Here is a 16,498-nt window from a genome sequence, read left to right as displayed (position 1 = left end):
TTGGGAAGTTTCCGATTATGTCAAAAGCTCTCCCTTTGGGAGAGCTGGACGCGAAGCGGCCTGAGAGGGTGAGGATGCTGAAATAGGAGAAACGATGCAATATAAACTTCTGGCAAGCGATTTCGACAATACCCTGGTTCCCTTTGGTGAGCCCTGCCCCCGCCCGGCGGTGGTCAAGGCCGTGAAAAAGATGCAGGCCGCAGGCGGCAAATTTGTGCTGAGCACCGGCCGCGGCTACTGCGTGATCAACAAGCAGCAGCTGGGCGGCATCCGGTTCGACTACGCCATCACCAACAACGGAGCCTGCGTGGTGGACAGGGACGGTGCGATCATCGCCGAGCACCCGATGACCAATGAGGAAATGTACGCACTGGTGGATTTCTGCGAGGATTACAACTACCCTTTGCAGTTCAATTTCCGGGATGGATACTATGCCTACTGCGAATACGAGAGCCTCCGGGATTTCTACGCCCAGCTGAGCGGCAGCGGCCTGACCTGCAAGGACGGCGAGGATCAGGACCGCCATCTCATCGATATGCCCCATGCCGCCTTTGCCTGCCTGCCCGATGAGGCGCTGGAGGCGTTCAACCGGAAGTACGGCCACCTGAACCTCCGTTTTATGATGGTGGGTGCTGTGCGTGAGGGCAGCTGGCACTGCTATGATATCGTCCGGGAGGGCATTGATAAGGGGGTGGGTCTGGCTGACCTGTGTGAAACCGTGGGTCTGACGCTGGCCGATGCCGTTTCGGCGGGCGATTCCGCCAATGATGTGGGGATGCTGAAGGCGGCGGGACTGGGCTGCTGCATGGCCAACGGCTCGGACGATGCCAAGGAAGCCGCAGACCGCATCATCGGGGATGTGCGGGAGGACGGCCTTGCCGCCCTCATTGAGGAGCTGTGGTTCAACGGCCCCCGTGCGGAGCCCTCGGGCCATGAACTTGGCTCCCCCTGGGGCCAGATGGAAGCCGCGGAGGAAAAGCAGTGAGCTTTGCACCGGTCTACAACGAGCACAGCCGGGCGCTGATCCTGGGCACCTGGCCCAGCCCCAAAAGCCGGGAAATGTCCTTCTACTACGGCCACCCGCAAAACCGCTTCTGGCCCATGCTGGCGGCCCTGACCGGGGAGCCTGTGCCCGCCCGGGAGGACATCGAAGCGAAAAAGCAGATCATCCTGCGCCACGGGTTGGCCCTGTGGGATACGCTGGAAAGCTGTACCATCACCGGCGCGTCGGATGCGTCCATCCGGGACGTGGTGCCCAATGATATTGCCGGTCTGCTGGCAAAAGCGCCCATTGAGGCTGTTTTTTGCAACGGGGCCACGGCATATAAGATCTATACAAAGTATCTCGAGCCGGTCAGCGGCATCCCGGCGGTCAGGCTGCCCAGCACCAGCCCCGCCAATGCCGCCTGCAGGCCGGAAAAATTACGGGAGATCTGGCAGAAAGAATTGTCGAACTGGATTCTGCCTTGAATGCCGCGCGGACTTACCCGATATGCCAGGGACTCCCCTATGAGGGGAGCTGGCGCGCAAGCGCCTGAGAGGTTTGACATTTCGATTTCAAACCTGTAAATAATTCGTGAAACGCTTGCGCCCCGCTGGAAAAGGATTTATTATGAAAGATACAGGGGGCGCAGCTCCCGGAAAAGGAGGAACCCATGAGCAAGATCATTCGCACCCGGAAGCCCAGCGTCCTGCCGTACTACGCGGCGGCGCTGGCATTTGTGGTGCTGTGTGCTGTGCTGCCGGTCTATCGGCTGTGGGCACTGCTGGCGGCGCTGGGCGCGGCTGTGCTGGCCTTTGCCGGGGCCAAAAAGATCTGCCCGCCCCGGGTGGTGGAGACGGAAGTGCCCTTCCATACCGGTGTGGACGATGTGGATGCCATGCTGACCGAGATGCAGCAGCAGCTGGACACCCTCCACGCCCTGAACGAAGCCCTGCCGGACCCGCAGCTCTCCGCCGCCATGACCCGGATGGAAAAGGCGGGCCGCTCCATTGTGGAAACGGTGGAAGCCACCCCCGCCAAGGCAAAGCAGGTGCGGCGGTTCGCCAATTACTATCTGCCCGATGCCGTGAACGTGCTGCAGCAGTACGCCAAGCTGGCAAAGCAGGGGGTGCGGGGTGAGAACGCCGCCTCCATCCGCGCGGAGGTGGAGCACAACGCAACCTCCATTGCCACGGCATTTGAAAATCAGCTGGATGCCCTGTATGCTGCCGAGAGCATGGACCTCTCGGCAGACCTGACCGTTTTGCAGAATATGCTGAAAGGGCAGGGATTGTAACAACCCTCTCAGTCAAAGCCTGACGGCTTTGCCAGCTCCCCCGAAGGGGGAGCCCTTGGCAAACCGGTTAGAAAATAGCGCACGCCGATAGGCGGCAGGCGCTGTCGTAATTGGAAAGGATGGAATCAACAATGGCTGACAACAACACTCTGAACTTCGACCTCGATGCTCCTGCAGTGCCCACCCTGACGCTGGACCCCACCCCGGAGGCCGCGGAGGAGAAAAAGCCTGAGCCCGCCCCGGCGGCCCAGCAGCCGGAGGTGCAGCTGACCCCTGAGGAGCAGGCAATGGTGGATTCCTTTGCGGAAAAGATCGATATCACCAACAGCCAGCAGGTGCTGCAGTATGGCTCCGCCTGCCAGAAGAAGATCGGCGATTTTTCCGAGGCTGCTCTGGCTAAGGTGTCCACCAAGGATCTGGGCGAGGTGGGTGATATGATCACCAACCTCATCGGGGAGCTGAAGAGCTTTGATGCCAATGAGGAGCAGCAGAAGGGCATTCTGGGCTTCTTCAAAAAGAAGGGCAATGAGCTGGACAACCTGAAGACCAAGTACAACAAGGCCGAGACCAACGTGGAGAACATCCAGTCTATGCTGGAGGGCCATCAGGTCCAGCTGCTGAAAGACATCGCCATGCTGGATAAGATGTACGAGCTGAACATGGCCTACTTCAAGGAGCTGAGCATGTATATCCTGGCCGGCAAGAAAAAGCTGGCCGAGGTCCGTGCAAACGAGCTGCAGCAGGCCATGGACAAGGCCAAGCAGTCCGGCCTGCCCGAGGATGCTCAGGCCGCCCGTGATCTGGCGGACCAGTGCGAGCGCTTTGAGAAAAAGCTGTACGATCTGGAGCTGACCCGGAACATCAGCCTGCAGATGGGCCCCCAGATCCGCCTGCTGCAGAACAACAACACCATGATGGCTGAGAAGATCCAGTCCACCATCGTCAACACCATCCCGCTGTGGAAGAACCAGATGGTGCTGGCGCTGGGTCTGGCCCACACTCAGAAGGCCATGCAGGCCGAGCGTGCCGTGACTGACATGACCAACGACCTGCTCAAGAAGAATGCCGATGCCCTCAAGATGGGCACCATCGAGACCGCCAAGGAGAGCCAGCGCGGCGTGGTGGATATCGAGACCCTGCAGCAGACCAACAAGAGCCTGATCGAGACCCTGGACGAGCTGAACAAGATCCAGACCGAGGGCCGCGCAAAGCGTGTGGCTGCCGAGCAGGAGCTGACCCGCATCGAGGACGAGCTGAAACAAAAGATGATGGAGATCCGGAGCTGAAATGGCAAACGCTGATTTTTCCAGAGAACAGAATCAAACGCCCGGCGGCTTTGACAGCGGCAGCTACCGTGAGGCAAAGCGCCCGGACACCGAGGCAGTGCGCCTGACCCCCTTGCAGCAGAAGCTGGCCGGGCTGGAAAAGGCGCTGCCCGCCGCACTGGCAAAGCAGGGCACAGCCCTTGTGCTGAGCGTGGTGGTCATGCTGGCGGCGTTCGTGGGCTTTGGCGGTGCCAAGGTCAGGGGGAAGTATAACGAGGCCCGCCAGTGGTTCACCACCGGCGTTTCGGCCGACAACGGTTATGCCCTGAGCGAGGAGCTGACCACCCGTGCCAACACGGCGGCAAATATCATCACCACCGGCGCAAACACGCTGGGGGCCGACAGCGGCGAGGTGCAGGCCGCACAGGCAGCGCTGGATGATTTCTCTGCCTGCCTGGAAGCAGTGCAGAACGGCAGCAAAAAGCAGTCCCTGACCTCGCTGCCCTATTATCAGGGCAGTGCCATGCACGCCCTCTGTCAGGCCAATGAGGCTTTGGGCACTGTGATCGACCAGCTCTATGCAAAAATGCAGGAGCAGGCCGCTGACCCCATGAAGATGGGGGCAGTGCAGGGCCAGTACGGCCAATTCAACAGCGCAGACACCATCATCGGCAACCTGCAGTACAATGATGCAGTGTATGAGTATCAGAATGATGTCGGCGGCTTCCCGGCCAGTATGCTGGGCAGGCTGTTCGGCGTACAGGAGGTGGAACCCTTCGCATGAAAACGATGAAACGATTTGCCGCCCGCATTTGCGCCCTGTTCGTGGTGCTGACCGTCAGCCTGACGGCTCTTGTGCCCGCCGCCTTTGCGGCCACCAAGGCCCAGCTGCCCGATCTGCCCAGCAGTCAGTGCGTGGTGGATGATGCCAACATCCTGAGCAGCAGCACCAAAACGGCCATTGAGAACCTGAATGCACAGCTCACCCAGCAGTGCGAGGGTGCACAGATCGGCGTATTGACAGTGGATTATACGGGAAGTTTATCCACGGAGGATTACGCCGTGCAGGCCGCCAACACCTGGGGGCTGGGCAGCTCCAGCAAAAACAACGGTGTGTTGATCCTGCTGGTCATGCAGTCCCAGCAGTACGCCGATGGCGACTATTACCTTGTCACCGGTGACGGCTTCCGCAATACCACGCTGGAAAAGCAGGCCAGCGCCATTGCCCAGACCATGGAGGATTCCTTCGCGGCGGGCGATTATGACGCGGCTGTGACCACCTGCGCCAACAATGTGGCCAGCACCATTGCCGATCTCTACGGTGTGACCCTGAGCGGGACCACCGGCACGGTCAACAACGGCAATACGGATGGTTATAACAACGGAAATGATTACTATGAGGCCCCGGCAGCATCCTATCAATCGCCCTTCCTCACCCTTCTGGCAGTGGTGATCGTGGTGTTTGCCCTGACCTCCATCTTCGGCGGCATCCGACGCGGCTTTGGCGGCGGCGGGTTTGGCCCCTTCTTCGGTTTCGGGCTGGGCTACGGCCTGGGCAGCAGACGGCGGCGCAGACCTCCGTATGATGATTGGGGCCCCGGCGGCCCCCGTGGCCCGCGCGGGCCCAGACCGCCCCGCGGCGGCGGGCCGCGTCCTCCCCGTGGGGGCGGCGGCTTCGGCGGTGGTTCCTTTGGCGGCATGGGCGGCGGACGCTCCGGCGGCAGCTTTGGCGGGGGCGGCAGCTTCCACGCAGGCGGCGGCTCCTTCCATGGCGGCGGCGGTGGCCGCGGGCGGTAATATCTGAGTAAACAAAAAGTGGGCGGTTCGTGTGAACCGTCCACTTTTGTTGATTCAGGTTTACTTCGTGCCGTAGATGCGGTCGCCGGCATCGCCCAGACCGGGAACGATGTAGCCGTTCTCGTTCAGGTGGTCGTCCTTAGCGCCCAGGTAGATGTCAACATCGGGGTGAGCCTTGTGCAGGGCCTCAATGCCTTCCGGAGCAGCGATCAGACCGATGAACTTGATGCGCTTTGCGCCGTGCTTCTTGATCTGAGTAATGGCATCAATGGCGCTGCCGCCGGTTGCCAGCATGGGATCCAGAACCAGAACGTCACGCTCGGCGATATCCTGGGGCAGCTTGCAGAAGTATTCCACAGGCTGCAGGGTCTCTTCGTTGCGGTACAGGCCGATGAAGCCGACCTTTGCAGCGGGCAGCAGGGTCAGCATACCGTCCAGCATACCCATGCCTGCACGCAGGATGGGCACCAGAGCCAGCTTGCGGCCTGCCAGCACCTTGGTCTTTGCCATGGTGATGGGGGTCTCGATCTCGACCTCCTCCATGGGCAGGTCACGGGTGGCCTCGTAGCACAGCAGGGTTGCGATCTCGCCGACCAGATCACGGAACTCCTTGGTACCGGTCTGCTTGTTGCGCAGGATGCTCAGCTTGTGCTGCAGCAGGGGATGCTCAACGATCATAGGGGTCATAAATACACGCTCCTTTTTATGTTTATCGGGTTTCGATTGCCATCAGTTTTGCAATGCGCTTTTCGTGGCGGCCGCCCTCAAACGGGGTGTTCAGGAACAGATCCACCAGCTGGCAGGCAAGGCCGGGGCCGACAACGCGGCCGCCCATGCACAGGGCGTTGGCATCGTTGTGGCGGCGGGTGTACTCGCAGCTGAAGCTGTCGGAGCAGCAGCAGGCGCGGATGCCCTTGACCTTGTTGGCGGCCATGCTGATGCCGACACCGGTGCCGCAGAACAGCAGGGCTTTGTCGCACTGGCCGCTGACCACAGCGTCACAGGCAGGCAGTGCCATGTCGGGGTAATCCACGCTGGCAGTGCTGTGGGTGCCAAAGTCGATATACTCCAGCCCCAGCTCGTCCAGGTGAGCCTTGACGGCTTCCTTCAGTTCAAAACCGCCATGGTCGGCGGCAAGCGCAATGGGTTTTGCCATGAGAAATTTCAATCCTTTCCGTTTTCCGTATCGTTGTTCCGGGCAGCGGCCTCGGCAGCAAGTCGCTCGGCGCGTTCCCGCTCGGCCTGGCTCAGGCGGTGATAATCCGGCAGCAGGGCCTCGGGCAGAACGGCTTCGCCCCGCTGGGCCATCTGCTTGGCCACCAGTGCCACGGCAGCGGCCCGGCCGCCCCGCAGCTCCGGCGGAACAGTGAGCACGCCCGGAACATTGCTGTATTTATTATAGCACAGAGATGCGCCATCACCAACAAAAAACAGGGGCTTTTTGCAATTTTCTACAAATTGGGCAAGGTCAGCCACAGCCCGGGCATCGTCATCCAGCAGGCGGGTGTGGGTGGCCAGGTCAAAAGCAGCGCTGTACACCTGGGCACGGCGGGCATCCAGTGCGCAGAGTACGGTGCCCTCGCCGGTGTGGGCAGCGGCCAGCGCTTCCAGTGTGGAGACCGGAGCGCAGAGGGTCTCGCGAGGGAAAGCCAGCCCCTTGACGGCGGCCAGCCCGATGCGCAGGCCGGTAAAGCTGCCGGGGCCTGCGTTCACACCGAACAGGTCGATGTCTGCACAGGTCAGGCCGCACAGCTTCAGGCAGTGATCCACCAGCGGCATCAGGGTCTCGCTGTGGGTCATGCCGCCGTCCAGATAGCACTCGTACTTCAGGCGGTCGTCCTGCAGCAGGGCCACGCCCAGTGTTTTACCGGCGGTATCTACGGCTAAGATATTCATACGCTGACCCCCTCGATGGTGATGCGGCGGGTGGTGTCGTCCACCCGGTCAATGTTGATGTGGATCGGGTTTTCCAGGGCCAGCAGGTCGGCGAAGTTTTCGCTCCACTCAGCGGCCACAATGGCACCCTGATCCAGATAATCGTAGAAACCGGCGGCACACAGGTCGTTCTCGGTGGAGATGCGGTAGAGGTCGAAGTGGGCCAGCGGGCGGGGGCCGCGGTAATAGTTGACGATGGCAAAGGTGGGGCTGCTGACCGGGTCGGTGCAGCCCAGCCCCTCGGCCAGGCCCTCACAAAAGGCGGTCTTGCCCGCGCCCAGACCGCCGGTGAAGGCGATCAGTGCCCCGTCCGGCAGCACTGCCGCCAGCTTCCGGCCAAGCGCCACCGTTTCTTCTCTGGAGTGTGTAATATATTCGCTCATAGGATACCTCGATTATTTGATCAAACTTCAGGAGTTCAGCAGAAACGAAACCGTTTTGCCAAGGGCTCCCCTATTAGGGGAGCTGTCGCCGCAGGCGACTGAGAGGTTTAATCGTAATACAAAAGGGATGACAGAAGCTTCTGCCATCCCCCAGTATAATATAAATCGAGCAAAAGTGCAACGCTCAAGCGGCCTGCTGTACTACCTGTGGGACAGGTGCCGCGTTCGGTTCGATCAGCCGGACCCCAACATCACCGAACAGCAGCGGGTAAGCTGCCGCCGCATGGGGGCGCTTGCCGCCCTGCGCGTTATACCAGACCAGATCATCCGCGCCATAGGTATCCATGGAGTGCTGAACGGATTCCTGCAGGGTCTGGCCCAGGATCAGGTGGTTGACGGTATCCCACAGCATACTGCGGGAATACACGGTGTAGACGTTGTTCACATAGCCTGCCACTGCTTTGGCACCACCGGCCAGCAGGGCATCGGCCATGGAGGTATCCAGACTGCCGCTCACGCCAAGGAACTCACAGGTCTCGGAGAGCACTACGGTGTCCTTGAGTTGGCCGCCCCGGTATGCCGCCCGGAAAAAGCTGGGCGTGATGCAGTACAGACCGTTGATCTTGATGACCCGGTGGGTCAGCAGATCGATGCCGTAGTAGAGGTCCTTGTAGAAATCCGATTCCTCTGTCAGCAGGATGACCGGCTCGGTACGGGTCTGCTTGAACAGAAAACCGGAGGTGTAGGTGTAGTAGGAGCCGTGGGCGCTGAGGATGCACAGCCCGTAATCGTTCATTCGTTTCAGGTCAGAGACGGTGACTGTGCTATCGATGCGGGTGTGCAGACCCATCGCGGTCCAAAAGCCCTTCATATAGGAGTAGTACGGGTAGCGGGAGCTGTTCACGGTGTTGTCAAAGGCGTAGTAGATCATGGCGCTGCCCAAATCGCCCTGCGGGGCGTTGGACATTTCGTGCAGATCCACAGCGGGCAGTTCGGAAGGGGCGAAGGGAGTATTCTCTTCGTCCGGGTCCTCCACCAGAACGCCGCCCAGCGCGCCGCAGCTGTACGCAAAGCTGACCATGCCGTTTTCTTCGTCCACATGGAGAGAGCGCGCCGAAACAAGCCCTTCCTCGGCCAGCTGCTGCAGCTGTGCCACGGCGGCATCCAGCCGCTGGGCACGGGTCATCTCAGCGTAAGCGTCGCTGCCGGTCAGGGCGGTCACGGCGCTGTCGGCCTGCTGCATCTCCCGGGCATCGGCAGTGGTCAGCGTGGTCTGGGCCACGGTGTCGGCTGCCTGTGCGGCAAAGGCAGAAGCAGGGAAGAGCGCGGAAATAAAAACAGTCAGTGCGCAGAGCGCGCACAGAAAGCGATGAGAGTTTGTTTTCATCTTGGAAGTTCCTCCGGAAAAATCCTGCCGAAAAAGCAGGTCTCCTGCTTCCATTTTAGAAGGTAGACAGGGCTTTGTCAAGGCTGCGGCAAATATTTTGCAGAGTTGTCACAGGATGAAAAGATCTGTGGAAAAAACTTCCGCAATCTTGCGCAAAAAAGGGCGGTGCGGTATACTTATATTACATAATGGAGCAGTATACGCCCTCTCCGGCATTGCGGACGAGCGAAGCAGACCTGAGCGGGCGATCCAATGAAAGAAAGAGGTGTTTTCGTTTGGAAAACATTCGGCGCTACTTCAAGCGCACCGATAAAACTTACCTGCTGCTGTGCATCTTCAGCAGCGTGATGGCTGTGACAGCGCTTTCGAGCTGGGCAGCCAAGCAGGGCAATGGCTTTGCCGTGGATGAGATCACCGGCCAGATCACCGGTCTGGGCGATTACCGCCGGGCGGCGGTGCAGGCGGGTGCAGCCCTCATCGGGCTGGTCATTGCGGTGCTGCTGTCCAATATCGATTACCGCAGCCTGGTGAAGGTGTGGCCGGTGCACGTGGCCCTGACCTGGGGCATGGTGCTGCCCACGCTGGTGCTGCGCAATGTGAGCATCGGCCCGCTGACCATCGGCTACAACGCGGGTGATACCGACAACTATTCCTGGTACAAGCTGGGGGGCTTTACCCTGCAGCCCACAGAGCTGGCCAAGATCAGCTTTATCCTGACCTTTGCCATGCACCTGAACAATGTGCGCACCCGGCTCAACGAGCCAAAGGAGCTGGGCAAGCTGCTGCTGCATCTGGCAGTGCCCATCCTCATCATCCATGTTCAGGGCGACGACGGCACCGCCATCATCTATGCCATCATCGGCTGCTGCATGATGTTTGCGGCGGGCCTGAGCTGGAAGTATATCCTGGGGGCAGTCTCGGCGGCGGCAGTGGCCATGGCGACGGCGTTCGCCTTTTTCAGCGATAAGATCGGCAAGGGATACCAGTGGTACCGTATCCTTGCTGTCATCGATCCCGATAACAAGACCGGCTGGGCCCCCAGCGAGACCATCTGGAAGAACATCATCTACCAGCAGCAGCGCGGCGAGATCGCGCTGGGCTCGGGCGGCATCTTTGGCAATGGGCTGTTTGGCGGCAGTTATTACAGCGTGCCCAACGCCCACAACGATTTCATCCTGAGCTGGATCGGCAACGCGGCGGGCTTTGTGGGCTGCTGTGTGGTGCTGGGCGTGCTCTTCGCACTGGTCATCAAGACCTTCCTCACCGGTGCCCGCAGCGAGGACCTGCTGGGCACCTTTATCTGCGCCGGCATCGGCGGCGCTCTGATGGCCCAGATCGCCGTGAACGTGGGCATGAACCTGCGCGTCCTGCCCGTGATCGGTGTCACCCTGCCGTTCTATTCGGCGGGCGGCAGCTCGGTGCTGATGCTGTACATCTGTGTGGGCCTGGTGCTCTCGGTCTATACCCACAACACAAAAAAGCTGTTCGGCTGAGCCGGAACAGAACGCGGCCCCGGAGAGAAGAAAACTCTCCGGGGCCGCGTTTGTGTGTCAGCCAAGGGTGTTGCGCAGCTTGTTGACAAGCCGTTTCAGCTGAGACAGGTGAGAGAACAGTTCCCGATGGGAGAACCGCTGAAATTTGAGGGAGAATTTTGGTGGAGTTGACAGTTTTCACCCGTAAAAGACGGCGTGTGTGGAATTTACCCTTGACCCCGGGGCGTTCCGTGTTACAATATTTCCGGTACAGCCTGTCTGTTTGGGCTGCGGAACACAAAAAAGGAGTATTGAACGGTAAATTTTATGGATACGAACGCGGAATCTCCCATGCAGAACAAGGTCATTGAATATGTCAAGCAGTATGCAATGATCACGTTGAGCATTTCCATCATGTCGGTGGGTGTGTACTTTTTCAAATTCCCCAACAACTTCGTCTTTGGCGGTGTGACCGGTATGGCGGCGCTGGCGGCCAAGCTCACCCCGCTGTCGGCTTCGGCCTTTTCCTCGGCGGCCAACATGATCCTGCTGGGGGTGGGCCTGGTCTTTCTGGGCAAAAAGTTTGCCATGACCACCGGCTATGCCACTGTGATCATGTCGCTGGAGCTGATGGTGCTGGAAAAGATCTGCCCCCTGCGCGGCCCATTGAGCGACCAGCCCATGCTCGACCTGCTGTTTGCCATTGCCCTGCCGGCCATTGCGTCGGCTCTGCTGTTCAATGTGGGCGCTTCCTCCGGCGGCACGGATGTTATTGCCCTCATTGTGGAAAAGTATACCCACATCCACAACGTGGCGGTGGCGCTGTTCCTGACTGACCTGTTCATGGTCATTGCGGCCTGCTTTGTGTTCGACCTGTACACCGCCCTCTATTCCTTCGTGGGTCTGACCGTGAAATCGCTGGTCATTGATGCCGTGTTGGAAAAGATCAAGATGTGCAAGGCCATCCTCATCGTCTGCGACGACAGGAAGCCTATCTGTGATTTTGTCATGCGCAAGCTGGTGCGCGGCGCAACCTATACGCCCTGCTTCGGCGCTTATACCGACAAGCCCCACTACATCATCTACACCACCCTGACCCGCCGCGAGGCCGACCAGCTGCAGGATTTTATCCACAAACAGCACTTGAACGCCTTCATGTCCATGCTGAGCACCACTGAGGTGTTCGGCAAGGGCTTCAACCACGCATAAGGAGGAACGTATGGTACAGGTCGATCTCATCACCGGTTTTCTGGGTGCGGGCAAGACAACGTTTCTGCGCAGATATGCTGCGTATCTGACCGCACAGGGGCATCATGTCTGCATTCTGGAAAATGACTTTGGCGCTGTGAATGTGGATGCCATGCTGGTGCAGGATCTGCTGGGGGAACGCTGCGAGATCGAGACCATCAGCGGCGGGTGTGATTGTGATACCCACCAGCGCCGGATGCGCACCAAGCTCATCTCAATGGCTATGCGCGGGTTCGACCGGGTGGTGGTGGAGCCCAGCGGCATTTTTGATGTGGACGAGTTTTTTGATGTCCTGCGGGATGAGCCACTGGATCGGTGGTATACACTGGGCAATGTGTTTGCTGTTGTGGATGCCCTGCTGCCCGAGACGCTTTCCCCGCAGGCAGAGTACATTCTGGCATCGGAAGCCGCCAGCGCCGGATGCATCCTGCTCTCCCGCAGTCAGCTGGCCACCCAGGCCCAGCGGGAAAGCGCCATCGACCACCTGAAACGTGCCCTTGCGGCCTGCAAGTGCAGCCGTACCCTGACGGAAGAAGATTTTCTGATCAAGGACTGGGCCGACCTGGAGGATGTGGATCTTGCGGCGCTGGATGCCTGTGGCTATCAGCATGCCGACTGCGAAAAGCTCTGCTTTGATGCGCACGATGCATTCGGTTCGGCGTATTTCCTCGAGCTGGGCCTGCCCCGGCAGCAGCTGGAAGCACGCATTCCCAGCCTGTTCACGGATGCCGCCTGCGGCCGGGTGCTGCGGGTCAAGGGTTTTGTGCAGGATGCTGCCGGCTGGGTGGAGCTGAATGCTACCGCCGACGGCCTGACTGCGGCCCCCATTCCGGCAGGGCAGGAGGTGCTCATCGTCATCGGCGAAGGGCTGGACAAGGAACGGATCGAAACTGTTTTGCGGAGCTGAGAAAGCGCGGGAACACAAAAAAATACTGGTCCGCAGTGGATCGGCCCGGCAGATCGCGGCGCATGGGCGTGCGCTTTCTGCCGGGCCCTTTTCTTTTCCACAGTTTTTCCGGCAAAATGCAACAATCCTTGTCAGATATTGCTGTTGCGCCCCCGGAGGTTTTGGACTATAATTTTGACTTAGCTGTTAGACAAGGGGGATTTTTTTACGAATTATCTGTTTCAATTTGCACGTATCCTTGCGTTTTGCTTTCTGGGGGAAGCGTGTCATGCTGTGTTGCCGCTGCCGGTTCCGGCCAGTGTGTATGGGCTTGTGCTGCTGCTGCTGGCCCTGAACTTCCGGCTGATCCGGCTGGAGGATGTAAAAGAGGTGGGCGTGTTTCTCACCGGCATCTTCCCGCTGCTCTTTGTGCCCGCCGCCGCAGGCGTGATGGAGCTTTGGGCGGAGATGGGGGAGATGCTGCTGCCCATCATCATCGCCATCATCCCGGTCACGGTTCTGGTCATGGTGACCGCCGGAAAGACCACTCAGGCTCTGACCAGCCGTAAAAAGAACAAGGAGACTGCTGCCAATGATGGAATTGCTGAATGAGTTCCTTTCGGGCTCTGTTGCTTGGGGTGTGCTGCTGACACTGGCCGCCTTTGCACTGGGAGCCCTTGTGAACAGAGTGACCGGAAAGGCATTTTTTAACCCGCTGCTGCTGGGTGCGATCTTTGTGATCGTTTTCCTGTCGGTATGCGGCATCCCCTATGCCGACTACAAGGTCAGCGCCGCCCCGGTGAACTACCTGCTGCTGCCCGCCACCGTGGCGCTGGCCATCCCGCTGTATGAAAAGCTTGACCTGCTCAAGGCAAACGCCGCCGCCATCATTGCGGGCATCTCGGTGGGCACGCTGGTCAGCCTAGGCAGTGCGCTGGCACTGGCACTGGCGCTGCACCTGACCCAGGAGCAGTACGCCACCCTGCTGCCCAAATCCGTGACCACTGCCATCAGCATGGATGTGGCTGCAGAGCTGGGCGGCATTGCGGCCCTGACCGGTGCCATCGTCATCCTGACGGGCATCGTGGGCAACCTGCTGGCCGAGACGGTCTGCAAGGCGTTTCACATCACCGACCCCATTGCCAAGGGCGTGGGCATTGGCACCTCGGCCCATGCCGTGGGCACCAGCAAGGCCCTGCAGATGGGCGAGGTGGAAGGTGCCATGAGCGGCCTGTCCATCGCCGTGGCCGGTGTGCTGACCGCAGTGCTCTGCCCGGTGTTCGTGAACCTTATTGATTGATCGCATAAAAACACCCCTCTCCGCTGTGCGGCCGCACGGACGGAGAGGGGTGTTTTTATGGAAAACCCGGATAAATTCTGTTTTTTCTCACCAAAGGGGCAGGGCACTGACTTCATCCCGGAGCTCCAATGCCTGGGTGTGGGTCAGCTTTTTGGCGCGCTCCATCCGCTCCACCACCACAAGTGCGCGCCTGCGGGCCAGCTCCCCGTTGGCGGCGTAGACCGAGGGCGCGTTGGGCAGGCCGGCCAGCACCACACACTCGGCGCGGGTCAGCTCCCGGGTGGGCTTGCCAAAGTAGCCCTGCGCAGCCTGTGCCACGCCGGACCACTGGTTGCCGAAGTAGCAGCTGCCTGCGTACATCTCAAAGATCTGTTGTTTGGAGTAGTAATCCTCGATGTCCCTGGCGGCAAACATTTCCGCTGCCTTGCGGGCCATCTGCTTTTCCTGGGTGAACAGCTCGTTCTTGGCCAGCTGCTGGGTCAGGGTGCTGCCGCCCTCGGCCAGAGAGCGGGTGCGCAGGTCGGCCCAGAGCGCCCGGACAATGGCTGCCGGGTCGATGCCGTGGTGCCTTTCAAACCGGCTGTCCTCCACGGAAATGACCGCATCGATATAGGTCTGGGGCAGCTGGTCACAGCTGGCAAAGCCGGGCCGGGAGCTGATCTCATCGTAGAGGCCAGCAATGGGCTTTTGCGCCGCTGTGGCGCGGTAGAGCCGCCAGCCCTGCACGCCCAGTGTTCCGCCAATGACCACCAATACAAACAGCGCCGCCAGCAGCAGGCAGCTGAGCAGTCGCTTTACAAAACGTTTCAGCATCTTCACGTTCCCCTTCGGTTTTGATTCAACGTTATCCTACCCGATTTGACGGCAGAATGCAAGTTACATTTTTGTGAATACGGCCGCACAAGAAAAAAGCGCCCTGCCGGGGCAAACCGGCAGAGCGCTTTTACAAGTTATGGAAAGGGGATGCAGAGGCGCTGCTTACAGAGCGAAGTAACGCTTTGCGTTGTCGAAGCAGATGCCCTTGACGATCTTCTCCAGAGCCTTCTCATCGTTGGGATACTCGCCATCCTCGACCCACTGGCCGATCAGGTTGCACAGGATGCGGCGGAAGTAGTCGTGGCGGGTGTAGCTCAGGAAGCTGCGGCTGTCGGTCAGCATACCAACAAAGTTACCCAGCAGGCCCAGGTTTGCCAGGCTCTTCATCTGGTTCTCCATGCCGATCTTCTGGTCGTTGAACCACCAGCCGGAGCCGTGCTGGATCTTGCCGGGGATCTCATCATTCTGGAAGCAGCCCAGAATGGTGCCGATCTGCTCGTTGTCAGCGGGGTTCAGGCTGTAGATGATGACCTTGGGGCACTCATCGGTGTCGTTCAGGGCGCTCAGCAGAGCAGCGATCTCGCCGCCGCACTTGGCAGTGTTGATCATGTCGAAACCGGTATCGGGTCCCAGCAGGGCGTTCATCTTACGGTTGACACCGCGCAGGCAGTTGTAGTGCAGCTGCATGGCGATGTTCAGGCGGTGATACTGCTTGCCCAGGTGGATCAGGATGTAGGTCTGGTACTTCTCAGCCTCTTCAGCGGTCACAGCCTCACCGGCCATAGCCTTCTGGTAGATGGCGTTGACCTCTTCCTTGGTGGCTTCACGGTAGGGCACATAGTCCAGGCCGTGGTCAGATGCGCGGCAGCCCATCTCGGCAAAGAACTCGATGCGCTGGGTCAGAGCGTCGGTGACGCAGTTGATGCACTCCAGCTTTTCCTTGCCAACGGCCTGAGCCAGCTTGCCCATGTACTCCACGAAGCCGGGCTTCTGGATGTTGATGGCCTTGTCGGGGCGGAAGGAGGGAGCAACGGTGAACTTGATGGAAGGATCTTCCTTGATCTTCTTGTGCCATGCCAGATCATCGATGGGGTCGTCGGTGGTGCCGATAAAAGCAACATTGGACTGCTCGATCAGGCCGCGGACAGTCATGCTGTCGTCGTGCTGCAGCTTGTCGTTGCACAGGTTCCAGACTTCCTCAGCGGTGTCGCCGTTCAGCACACCCTGATAGCCGAAGTACTTGCGCAGCTCCAGGTGGCACCAGTGGTACATGGGGTTGCCAACGCACATGGGCAGAGCCTCAGCAAACTTCTGGAAACGCTCGCGGTCGGGCTTGGTGCCGGTGATGTACTCCTCGGGCACGCCGTTGGAACGCATCACGCGCCACTTGTAGTGGTCGCCTGCCAGAGAGCCATCGGGCTGACGGCCGCCCAGCCACACCTGAGCGATGTTCTCAAAGCGGCGGTTCTCGTAGATCTCCTTCGGGGAGATATGGCAGTGATAGTCGCAGATGGGCATATCAGCAGCGTAGGTGTGATACAGATGCTGAGCCACAGGAGACTGGAGCATGAATTCCTTGTCCATAAATGCTTTCATGGGTCGAAAACTCCTTTTCATTCTAATGTACTAATATATCACTATGGGGTACCTTTAACAGCGCCCGCGCAGGGCGTGTTAAGCCTATCTTTAGTATAGCGGAAAACGATAATGTATACAACTGAAAAACTGAC

Annotated in this window: 18 protein-coding genes; 11 read left to right on the top strand and 7 right to left on the bottom strand. The window is 59.5% G+C overall.

Features of this window, described 5'->3' with window-relative positions; all coding sequences use genetic code 11:
- Window positions 1-94 precede the first annotated feature (94 nt).
- The 6 genes from MTP42_RS10985 (at window position 95) to MTP42_RS10960 (ending at window position 5,341) form a co-directional block, all read left to right on the top strand.
- Window positions 95-985, top strand: a complete 891-nt coding sequence (locus tag MTP42_RS10985) for a Cof-type HAD-IIB family hydrolase (protein ID WP_097770458.1) — start codon at window positions 95-97, stop codon at window positions 983-985.
- Complete coding sequence (locus tag MTP42_RS10980; RefSeq protein WP_098924614.1) at window positions 982-1,470, top strand: DNA-deoxyinosine glycosylase; 489 nt, start codon at window positions 982-984, stop codon at window positions 1,468-1,470. The genes MTP42_RS10985 and MTP42_RS10980 overlap by 4 nt, the downstream gene beginning before the upstream one ends.
- Window positions 1,471-1,655: 185 nt before the next feature.
- On the top strand, window positions 1,656-2,279 hold the full coding sequence (locus MTP42_RS10975) for a 5-bromo-4-chloroindolyl phosphate hydrolysis family protein (RefSeq protein ID WP_249257313.1): 624 nt from the start codon (window positions 1,656-1,658) through the stop codon (window positions 2,277-2,279).
- A 131-nt stretch (window positions 2,280-2,410) separates the two neighbouring features.
- Window positions 2,411-3,565: a toxic anion resistance protein gene (locus MTP42_RS10970; RefSeq protein ID WP_005931526.1), complete on the top strand. Its 1,155-nt coding sequence runs from the start codon at window positions 2,411-2,413 to the stop codon at window positions 3,563-3,565.
- 1 nt (window position 3,566) lies between these two features.
- A complete protein-coding gene (locus MTP42_RS10965; RefSeq protein WP_249257312.1) occupies window positions 3,567-4,328 on the top strand; it encodes a LemA in 762 nt (253 codons plus the stop codon).
- A complete protein-coding gene (locus MTP42_RS10960) occupies window positions 4,325-5,341 on the top strand; it encodes a TPM domain-containing protein (protein WP_249257311.1) in 1,017 nt (338 codons plus the stop codon). Before MTP42_RS10965 ends, MTP42_RS10960 begins: the two co-directional genes overlap by 4 nt.
- 60 nt (window positions 5,342-5,401) lie before the next feature.
- Here MTP42_RS10960 and upp read toward each other — a convergent pair whose 3' ends face one another.
- The 5 genes from upp to MTP42_RS10935 all read right to left on the bottom strand — a co-directional run bounded on the left by upp (window position 5,402) and on the right by MTP42_RS10935 (window position 9,046).
- On the bottom strand, window positions 5,402-6,028 hold the full coding sequence (gene upp / locus MTP42_RS10955; RefSeq protein WP_035393712.1) for a uracil phosphoribosyltransferase: 627 nt from the start codon (window positions 6,026-6,028) through the stop codon (window positions 5,402-5,404).
- A gap of 22 nt (window positions 6,029-6,050) precedes the next feature.
- Window positions 6,051-6,497, bottom strand: coding sequence for a ribose 5-phosphate isomerase B (gene rpiB / locus MTP42_RS10950; protein ID WP_005931511.1), 447 nt, complete (start codon window positions 6,495-6,497; stop codon window positions 6,051-6,053).
- An 8-nt stretch (window positions 6,498-6,505) separates the two neighbouring features.
- Window positions 6,506-7,237, bottom strand: coding sequence for a tRNA (adenosine(37)-N6)-threonylcarbamoyltransferase complex dimerization subunit type 1 TsaB (tsaB, locus tag MTP42_RS10945; RefSeq protein ID WP_005931509.1), 732 nt, complete (start codon window positions 7,235-7,237; stop codon window positions 6,506-6,508).
- Window positions 7,234-7,659, bottom strand: coding sequence for a tRNA (adenosine(37)-N6)-threonylcarbamoyltransferase complex ATPase subunit type 1 TsaE (gene tsaE, locus MTP42_RS10940; protein ID WP_249257310.1), 426 nt, complete (start codon window positions 7,657-7,659; stop codon window positions 7,234-7,236). Before tsaE ends, tsaB begins: the two co-directional genes overlap by 4 nt.
- 184 nt (window positions 7,660-7,843) lie before the next feature.
- On the bottom strand, window positions 7,844-9,046 hold the full coding sequence (locus MTP42_RS10935) for a hypothetical protein (protein WP_249257309.1): 1,203 nt from the start codon (window positions 9,044-9,046) through the stop codon (window positions 7,844-7,846).
- Between the two features lie 275 nt (window positions 9,047-9,321).
- Here MTP42_RS10935 and MTP42_RS10930 point away from each other — a divergent pair, with 275 nt between their 5' ends.
- From MTP42_RS10930 to MTP42_RS10910, 5 genes are all read left to right on the top strand, one after another.
- Window positions 9,322-10,539 carry an FtsW/RodA/SpoVE family cell cycle protein gene (locus tag MTP42_RS10930; RefSeq protein WP_242699427.1) on the top strand — a complete coding sequence of 406 codons (1,218 nt, stop codon included), beginning with the start codon at window positions 9,322-9,324 and terminating at the stop codon, window positions 10,537-10,539.
- A gap of 306 nt (window positions 10,540-10,845) precedes the next feature.
- The gene (locus tag MTP42_RS10925) at window positions 10,846-11,727 is read left to right on the top strand and encodes a YitT family protein (protein WP_097773508.1); all 882 of its coding nucleotides are present in this window, start codon (window positions 10,846-10,848) and stop codon (window positions 11,725-11,727) included.
- A gap of 10 nt (window positions 11,728-11,737) precedes the next feature.
- Window positions 11,738-12,673 (top strand): GTP-binding protein, encoded by a 936-nt coding sequence (locus MTP42_RS10920; RefSeq protein ID WP_249257308.1) that lies wholly within the window; start codon window positions 11,738-11,740, stop codon window positions 12,671-12,673.
- 273 nt (window positions 12,674-12,946) lie between these two features.
- Entirely contained in the window at window positions 12,947-13,264 is a 318-nt protein-coding gene (locus MTP42_RS10915; protein ID WP_249257307.1) for a CidA/LrgA family protein, read from the top strand.
- The gene (locus MTP42_RS10910) at window positions 13,245-13,952 is read left to right on the top strand and encodes an LrgB family protein (RefSeq protein WP_097773511.1); all 708 of its coding nucleotides are present in this window, start codon (window positions 13,245-13,247) and stop codon (window positions 13,950-13,952) included. The genes MTP42_RS10915 and MTP42_RS10910 overlap by 20 nt, the downstream gene beginning before the upstream one ends.
- Before the next feature lie 87 nt (window positions 13,953-14,039).
- Here the strand turns inward: MTP42_RS10910 and MTP42_RS10905 are convergent, their stop codons facing one another.
- Together MTP42_RS10905 and uxaC are read right to left on the bottom strand one after the other, a co-directional pair.
- A complete protein-coding gene (locus MTP42_RS10905; protein WP_097770443.1) occupies window positions 14,040-14,765 on the bottom strand; it encodes a biosynthetic peptidoglycan transglycosylase in 726 nt (241 codons plus the stop codon).
- A gap of 165 nt (window positions 14,766-14,930) precedes the next feature.
- Window positions 14,931-16,364 carry a glucuronate isomerase gene (gene uxaC / locus MTP42_RS10900; RefSeq protein WP_249257306.1) on the bottom strand — a complete coding sequence of 478 codons (1,434 nt, stop codon included), beginning with the start codon at window positions 16,362-16,364 and terminating at the stop codon, window positions 14,931-14,933.
- Window positions 16,365-16,498: the final 134 nt, after the last annotated feature.

The organism is Faecalibacterium sp. I2-3-92 (assembly GCF_023347315.1).
GTDB classification, from domain to species: domain Bacteria; phylum Bacillota; class Clostridia; order Oscillospirales; family Ruminococcaceae; genus Faecalibacterium; species Faecalibacterium duncaniae.
Note: the sequence above shows the minus strand (reverse complement) of the source record. Positions and strands in the feature narration are given on the sequence as shown.

Bases quoted from the DNA above. Each gene is read 5' to 3' on its own strand.
- MTP42_RS10910 (WP_097773511.1), top strand. From the start codon at position 13,245: ATGATGGAATTGCTGAATGAGTTCCTTTCGGGCTCTGTTGCTTGGGGT.
- MTP42_RS10925 (WP_097773508.1), top strand. From the start codon at position 10,846: ATGGATACGAACGCGGAATCTCCCATGCAGAACAAGGTCATTGAATAT.
- MTP42_RS10975 (WP_249257313.1), top strand. From the start codon at position 1,656: ATGAGCAAGATCATTCGCACCCGGAAGCCCAGCGTCCTGCCGTACTAC.
- rpiB (WP_005931511.1), bottom strand. From the start codon at position 6,497: ATGGCAAAACCCATTGCGCTTGCCGCCGACCATGGCGGTTTTGAACTG.
- MTP42_RS10965 (WP_249257312.1), top strand. From the start codon at position 3,567: ATGGCAAACGCTGATTTTTCCAGAGAACAGAATCAAACGCCCGGCGGC.
- MTP42_RS10970 (WP_005931526.1), top strand. From the start codon at position 2,411: ATGGCTGACAACAACACTCTGAACTTCGACCTCGATGCTCCTGCAGTG.
- MTP42_RS10935 (WP_249257309.1), bottom strand. From the start codon at position 9,046: ATGAAAACAAACTCTCATCGCTTTCTGTGCGCGCTCTGCGCACTGACT.
- upp (WP_035393712.1), bottom strand. From the start codon at position 6,028: ATGACCCCTATGATCGTTGAGCATCCCCTGCTGCAGCACAAGCTGAGC.
- tsaE (WP_249257310.1), bottom strand. From the start codon at position 7,659: ATGAGCGAATATATTACACACTCCAGAGAAGAAACGGTGGCGCTTGGC.
- MTP42_RS10960 (WP_249257311.1), top strand. From the start codon at position 4,325: ATGAAAACGATGAAACGATTTGCCGCCCGCATTTGCGCCCTGTTCGTG.
- MTP42_RS10905 (WP_097770443.1), bottom strand. From the start codon at position 14,765: ATGCTGAAACGTTTTGTAAAGCGACTGCTCAGCTGCCTGCTGCTGGCG.
- uxaC (WP_249257306.1), bottom strand. From the start codon at position 16,364: ATGAAAGCATTTATGGACAAGGAATTCATGCTCCAGTCTCCTGTGGCT.
- MTP42_RS10920 (WP_249257308.1), top strand. From the start codon at position 11,738: ATGGTACAGGTCGATCTCATCACCGGTTTTCTGGGTGCGGGCAAGACA.
- tsaB (WP_005931509.1), bottom strand. From the start codon at position 7,237: ATGAATATCTTAGCCGTAGATACCGCCGGTAAAACACTGGGCGTGGCC.
- MTP42_RS10985 (WP_097770458.1), top strand. From the start codon at position 95: ATGCAATATAAACTTCTGGCAAGCGATTTCGACAATACCCTGGTTCCC.